Raw genomic sequence first — 6,317 nt, forward strand, 5'->3', positions numbered from 1 at the left:
CGTCATGGAGCGCCCGCGTCGCGTAGCGCTTGGCTTACAGCCGAGACGGCGTCCTCGATCGCCACGTGCTCCCAGACGCGGATGACGGTCCACCCGGCCTCGGTCAAAATCCTCGTCTGCTCCAGGTCCCGCTGCGCATTCTTAGCGAGCTTCGGCAGCCAGTACGAGTTGTTGGACTTCGGCGGGCGTCCGTGTTCCGGGCACCCATGCCAGAAGCACCCATCCAGGAACACGGCCAGTCGGTAGCGAGTAAACGCGACGTCGGGCCGGATGATGCGGCCCTCGGCGCGAATGGGGTAGTCCTTTCGGAACCGGAGCCCCCGGGCGTGGAGGGCGCTACGCAGCTCAAGTTCGGGGCGCGTATCCGTCCGCCGTATAGCTGCCATATTGCGAGAACGCGCCGGTGACGGCCCTATATCTACCGAACCAGGCTCCGGTACCGGCGCGTCATTCTCGGGTCCGCCGAACACAGCCCGTACGGTACTGCTTGAGAAACTGTCCCCGTTGTCACCTACCCTAACTACGATCGAACACATGTTCGTAAACGGGCTGCAACAACGGGGGATGGAAGGAGCAAGTCAGCCGATGGGACGTCGCAACGTAGCTGACGGCAACGACGCGATTGAAGGCGCTCGACCGTATCGAGTCGCCAGCTTCTTCGCCGGTATCGGCGGATTCGATCTAGGTTTCGAGCGCGCGGGGATCGAGACCACCTGGCAATGCGAGAAGAAGTCGTTCTGCCTAGACATCCTCGCCAAACACTGGCCCGACGTTCCTCGGGCTGACGACATCACGAAGGTGGTTCCTGATGACATCCCCGAAGCGGAAATCTGGGCGGGCGGCTTTCCCTGCCAAGACGTCAGCCTCGCCAGAATGGGCCCTCGCAGTGGACTTAGAGGAAAGCAGTCGGGGCTCTTCTACGACTTTGCGCAACTTATTGGAGCGCGTCGCCCCGAAATTGTCGTCCTCGAAAACGTTGCGGCACTCCTCTCTTCCCACGACGGAAGAGATTTCGCAGTCATCATTCGGACGTTGGCCGACTTCGGGTATGGCGTGGCGTGGCGAGTACTTGACAGTCGCTACTTCGGCGTCCCCCAAAGTCGCTCTCGAGTCTTCATTGTCGGATCTCTTGGAGACGCGGAAACCGCCGGCTCGATACTTTTTGAGCCCGAATGCGGCGACCGGGATGCTGAGGCGCGCCGACCGGATGGGTCGAAACCTGTTTCCCCCTTTGCGGTCCGCGTTGGAAATCCTAAGCAAGGGTACGTAAAGAAGCTGGCGCATTGCCTCTACGCTGAGTCCGCTCGCCATACCGGAACCGATTGGTCTCGTAACTACGTGTCGTATCCGGAGGGGGCCGTCCGGCGGCTGACGCCATTGGAAACCGAGAGATTGCAAGGCTTTCCGGACAACTGGACTATGCCGACGCACGAGATGCCGAGCCAGGACACACTTGAATCAGCGAGATACCATGCGTGCGGCAATGCGGTTTCTGTACCAGTCGCCGAGTGGCTTGGTCATCGAATCGTCGCTGCGCTCAGCGCCCGTCGCGAAGAATCTCAGACATCGACCTTGAAGGTGAGGCCAAGGTCCGCATAGAGACGCTTGAGGTAATCAACGCTTGGGCGCAGCTTCGGATTCTCGGGTAGCCACTCGGCCGGAACTTGTGTGCCCTCGACAGCGATTCGGGCTCTACTTTCATCGTCGATGAGGTCAGCGAGAGTCGTGAATCTCAGGTAGTAGCCCTCGCCTTCCTTCCGAATCGCGAGAATGCCGGCATCGAATGCCCAATGGTGCAGCTTGCAAAGAGCGATACCGTTCTGGACAACGTCGAGGTCGTGTTGACTCCAAGCGAGGATATGGGCGGCGTCGATACCTGACCGAATGCCGCTGATGCCTCCAAGCTGCGCGCCGCAAAAAGCGCACCTGTTGCGGTATGCCGCGCGCACCTCTCCGCTGAACTTCCGACCCGATGCACCGCGGTCCTTGGCCAAACGATATTGGTGCGCGGACCGGACGGTGACCTCATCCGGGGCGTCTTCGCCTAGTTCATCGGGCGGCGGAAGTGTTGGCCCCGTTGGCGGAGCGATGCCGAGAAGGCTCTCAAGTGCTGGCAGAGGGTCAAAACCCGCCTGGTACGTAGAGCCGGGTGCGGTCGTCAAGCCGTTCATGATGTTGGTGACGATTGTGGTGAGTTGCCGACCGATACCCTCGCCGCTGGCCAGGTAATCCTGGTGACTCTTCACAAGCGCGGGAAGTCCTGCAGGCAGTAGCCCGGCTTGGTCGTAGACAGCCTCTACGCGGCTCCATCTCGCGGCAACGCCAATGTCGCCCACGTGGCCCTGATTGGCGACGGTGATGAACGAAGGATCGAAAGTCACTAGGTCAGCGACGCCGCTGAATTCGCTCTCCGTGCCGAACCCGACGTCAGTGATCGTGTATTCCTTCGCCCTGATGATCGGCAAGGTGGTGGGCGTGTTCCGAAACGCACGCGTGGGGTCCGGTAGGAGCAGCATGGGCGCGACGATTCGCGATATCTGGATCGGGTCGCTGAGCATTGAGCGGAGCCGCGGCTTGCCGCTCTCCGCCGGGTCCAGCCACAGACCGGTATCTCGGACGATGCCGTCCGGCCATCGCATGCTGAAGGTCCAGCCTTCAAGACCGAGGGCGTTGTACCCCGAATGGTTTCCAACGACTTCGTACTCGCCTCGGCCTCCCGAGGTGCGGAAGCCTATATGCAAGCCAACATTCCTTGTGCTGGTTCCCGAACAGCTACTCGTTCGCGATGGGATGCCAGTGTCTCACCTCACGAGGGCTGGGCAGCGGATTGCCCCAAGGTCGTGTTGCCCGGCCGCGCTGCCGGCCAGGCAGGGGACCGTTAAGGGACCACCAGCCTGCGAACGTGGGCGACACGGCGGTTATGCCCTGATCAGAATGGAGCCGATGACGGGAATCGAACCCGCGTATTCAGCTTGGGAAGCTGATGTTCTGCCATTGAACTACATCGGCGCGGTTGCCCAAGAAGGCTAGCACCCGGGCACTCAACCAGCCGCGACTGTCGAATGTCGACGTTGAATTGCGGCTATCCACGCAAATTTAAAATGCTCACATTTATTCTTTCGTTATCATGCCGTAATGTGCCGTGGGTGGGCCGGCACAGATTAGCCAAGAAGCGGCGCAAGTCGCCGGTTGTCCTGGCAGCGGTGCTGGCACCTGCCGCGGTGTTCTTCGCGGTGGGCGCAGACGTCGGCCCGATTGCCGCGCCGGCGGAAGCCAAAGCCGTTATTGGTGACGTCGCACCGAGCCGATTAGAAATCGTCGCCGCGGAAGCGAACTTGCCGCGCAGCTGGGCGACCGCGGGTGCTCCCGATCGCCAGCCGATGGCATCCCGGTATCACGTTCGATCCCGCTTCTTGCCCGTCGGGCTCTGCGCGGAACAGGGCCTGCAAGTGCGCACCATCCTGGCGTCGCGCGCCATCAGCGCGACATTCCCGGAGATCCACGAAATCGGCGGTGTGCGTCCGGATTCGCTGCCCTGGCATCCCCTCGGCTTGGCGCTGGACGTGATGATCCCGAATCCCGAGAGCGCGCAGGGCATCGCGCTGGGCAATGCGATCGTCGCGTACGTGCTGAAGAACGCGAACCGATTCGGCATCCAGGACGCGATTTGGCGCGGCGTCTACTACACGCCCAACGGTGCACAAACGAGCAGGCTCGGCCACTATGACCACGTCCACATCACGACGACCGGGGGCGGCTACCCCAAGGGCGGCGAAACGTACCTCGCCGACTGAGCACGGGACTACTCAGCGGATAGGCTCGTCGCGTGCTGCTCTCCGATCGTGACCTCAGGGCCGAAATCTCCGCTGGCCGGTTGGGCATCGACCCGTTCGACGACACTCTCGTACAACCCTCCAGCGTCGATGTTCGCCTCGACAGCATGTTCCGCGTGTTCAACAACACCCGCTACACCCACATCGACCCCGCCCAGCAGCAGGACGAACTGACCAGCCTGGTGGAGCCCGCCGAGGGGGAGCCGTTCGTGCTGCACCCGGGCGAGTTCGTGCTTGGCTCGACCTTGGAACAGGTCGCGCTGGCCGACGACCTCGCCGGTCGCCTGGAAGGCAAGTCGTCCCTGGGCCGGCTCGGCCTGCTGACGCACTCGACCGCCGGATTCATCGATCCCGGCTTCACCGGTCACATCACCCTCGAGCTGTCCAACGTCGCCAACCTTCCCATCACGCTCTGGCCAGGCATGAAGATCGGGCAGTTGTGCATCCTGCGTTTGACCAGCCCGGCCGAACACCCCTACGGCAGTTCCCGGGTTGGTTCGAAATACCAGGGCCAGCGCGGACCGACACCTTCTCGCTCCTACGAGAACTTCATAAGAACTACATAGCTTCCGCGGGCTGCCCGCGCGGTCTTTCTAAGGAAGTATGTAGTAGTCGGGGTCGTTTCTTCTGCTCCGGGCATAGCTTGTGTTGCAACACTTTTGGAGTGGTTCGCTTTGGATATCGTGCTCGGGGTATCGATCGCGCCGACTTCGGTTCAGATGATCGTGGTCGAGGGCGAGAACGCCGACGGCGCCGTGGTCGAAGAGGATCAGTTTCCTCTCGCCGCCGCCGATGACACCCAACCCACAGCCGTTCCCGATCGGGTGATCTCCGCGATCCTCGGCACCCGCGAGGGTGCCGCCGAAGCCGGGCTGGAGTTGTCTTCGATTGGCGTGACGTGGACCGACCAGGTGCACGCAGCCGTGCTTCGCGACGCGCTGGCCTCCTACAAGCTCGAGAATGTGATGCTGGTCTCGTCCTTCCTCGCTGCTGCCGCACTTGGTCAATCCGTCGGCGGCGCAATGGGTTACGACACCACCGCGGTGCTGTTCGTCGAGCCCGACACCGCGACGCTGGCCGTCGTCGAGACCTCCGACGGGTCCATCACCGACGTCTATAAGGAACAGATCGTCGCCGAGTCCTATGACGAGGCCACCGCGCAACTCACCGGGATGATCTCCTGGCTCGACGAATTGGACATACCTCCCGGTGGCGTGTTTGTGGTCGGATCGGGTGTCGATGTGGGCCCGATCAAGCCGGCATTGGATTCCGCGACCTCACTGACCGTGAACGCGCCGGAAGAGCCCGAGACCGCCCTGGCCCGCGGGGCCGCGCTGGCATCAGCCAACGCGCCGCTGTTCGCGTCGTCGACCGCGGCGCTGGCCTACGCGCAAGACCCGGGCACCGGCGCCGTCCATCCGGGCGCCTGGCCCGAATACCTTGGCGTGACGTATCTTTCCGATGCGACGCTTGGTCGCGACGAGCTCGCCTACAGCCTGGTGTCCGACGACGACGCCGACGCGCCAACCGTCGTGATCGATCCGGCCGACTTGGGTGCGCCGGACGCAAGCGGACCTCGTCGCAGGCCGGTGCTATTGGTCGGCAGCGGAATGGCGGTGATCGCCATCAGCGCGGTGGTCGCACTGGAGATCGCACTGGCCATCGGCATCCGTACCACCAACGTCGCGGTGCAGCCCAGTCCCAACCAAAACCTCATCGCGCCAACACAACCGGCGCCCGCACCCCCGGCTGAGGCGTCCGTCGCCCAGCCGAAGATCGTCCTGCCCGCCCCCGTCGCGGCGCCCAAGCCGATGCGTCCGGCGTTGGCGGCACCGTTGCCGGCAGCCCCGGCTCCCGCCGCGCTCCCGCCACTGCCCGCGGCTCCTGCTCCGATTGCTCCGGCGGTCCCAGCTCCGGTCGTGGTGCCGATCCCGGTGCCCCAGATCCGCATGCCTGCTCCGGAATGGCTGATGAGTCCGCCGGTGATCCAGGCCCCGCCGCGACCGGTGCCGCCGCCTGTGGTGGTGCAGCCACCGCCGCCTGTGGTGGTGCAACAACCGCCGCCGGTGCACATCCCGGAGCCACCGGAGTCGGTACCGCAGTCACCACCGCATCAGACTCCTCCAGAATCTGGCCCGGGCGATGGCCACGGCGGTGGCCACCTTCCGCCTCCGGGTTCGGGTACGGGCGGCGTTGACGGGGGCGGTTCGGGTGGTCTTCCTGGTTCGGGTCCGGGAGGTCCTGGCGGCGGGCATGTTCCGCCTCCGGGTTCGGGTTCGGGTGGCGGCCACGGTTCGGGTGGTCCCACCGGTGGCGGTCCGTTCGGTGGCGGCCACGGTGGTGGCGGTCCCGTTGGCGGCGGACCCGTCGGTGGCGGCCCGGTTGGTGGTGGTCCGTCTGGTGGTGGTCCGTTCGGTGGCGGCCACGGTGGTGGCGGTCCCGTTGGCGGCGGACCCGTCGGTGGCGGCCCGGTTGGTGGTGGTC

General features: G+C 64.1%; 6 protein-coding genes and 1 tRNA gene. 4 read left to right on the forward strand and 3 right to left on the reverse strand.

The annotated features are described in order from the left end of the window. Positions 1–2: 2 nt before the first annotated feature. Complete coding sequence (locus ACAG21_RS25240; protein WP_370499003.1) at positions 3–416, reverse strand: very short patch repair endonuclease; 414 nt, start codon at positions 414–416, stop codon at positions 3–5. Positions 417–534: 118 nt separating this feature from the next. Here ACAG21_RS25240 and ACAG21_RS25245 point away from each other — a divergent pair, with 118 nt between their 5' ends. Beyond that, on the forward strand, positions 535–1,599 hold the full coding sequence (locus tag ACAG21_RS25245; protein WP_370498989.1) for a DNA cytosine methyltransferase: 1,065 nt from the start codon (positions 535–537) through the stop codon (positions 1,597–1,599). Here the strand turns inward: ACAG21_RS25245 and ACAG21_RS25250 are convergent. Both ACAG21_RS25250 and ACAG21_RS25255 read right to left on the reverse strand, forming a co-directional pair. Then, the gene (locus ACAG21_RS25250) at positions 1,560–2,741 is read right to left on the reverse strand and encodes an HNH endonuclease (RefSeq protein WP_370498990.1); all 1,182 of its coding nucleotides are present in this window, start codon (positions 2,739–2,741) and stop codon (positions 1,560–1,562) included. The genes ACAG21_RS25245 and ACAG21_RS25250 overlap by 40 nt on opposite strands. Before the next feature lie 194 nt (positions 2,742–2,935). Beyond that, a tRNA-Gly gene (locus ACAG21_RS25255) sits at positions 2,936–3,009 on the reverse strand. A 137-nt stretch (positions 3,010–3,146) separates the two neighbouring features. Here ACAG21_RS25255 and ACAG21_RS25260 point away from each other — a divergent pair. From ACAG21_RS25260 to ACAG21_RS25270, 3 genes are all read left to right on the forward strand, one after another. Beyond that, positions 3,147–3,794, forward strand: coding sequence for a hypothetical protein (locus ACAG21_RS25260; RefSeq protein ID WP_370498992.1), 648 nt, complete (start codon positions 3,147–3,149; stop codon positions 3,792–3,794). Positions 3,795–3,826: 32 nt separating this feature from the next. Then, positions 3,827–4,399 carry a dCTP deaminase gene (gene dcd / locus ACAG21_RS25265; protein WP_370498993.1) on the forward strand — a complete coding sequence of 191 codons (573 nt, stop codon included), beginning with the start codon at positions 3,827–3,829 and terminating at the stop codon, positions 4,397–4,399. A 153-nt stretch (positions 4,400–4,552) separates the two neighbouring features. Further along, on the forward strand, positions 4,553–6,317 hold a 1,765-nt coding region (locus ACAG21_RS25270; RefSeq protein ID WP_370499004.1), incomplete at its 3' end, for a hypothetical protein.

Origin of the sequence: Mycobacterium sp. pR1184, assembly GCF_041287235.1 — a bacterium.
In the GTDB taxonomy this organism is placed as follows: Bacteria; Actinomycetota; Actinomycetes; order Mycobacteriales; family Mycobacteriaceae; genus Mycobacterium.

What these genes read in the sequence shown, in the direction of transcription:
- ACAG21_RS25245 (WP_370498989.1), top strand. Translation starts at nt 535, where the DNA reads ATGTTCGTAAACGGGCTGCAACAACGGGGGATGGAAGGAGCAAGTCAG.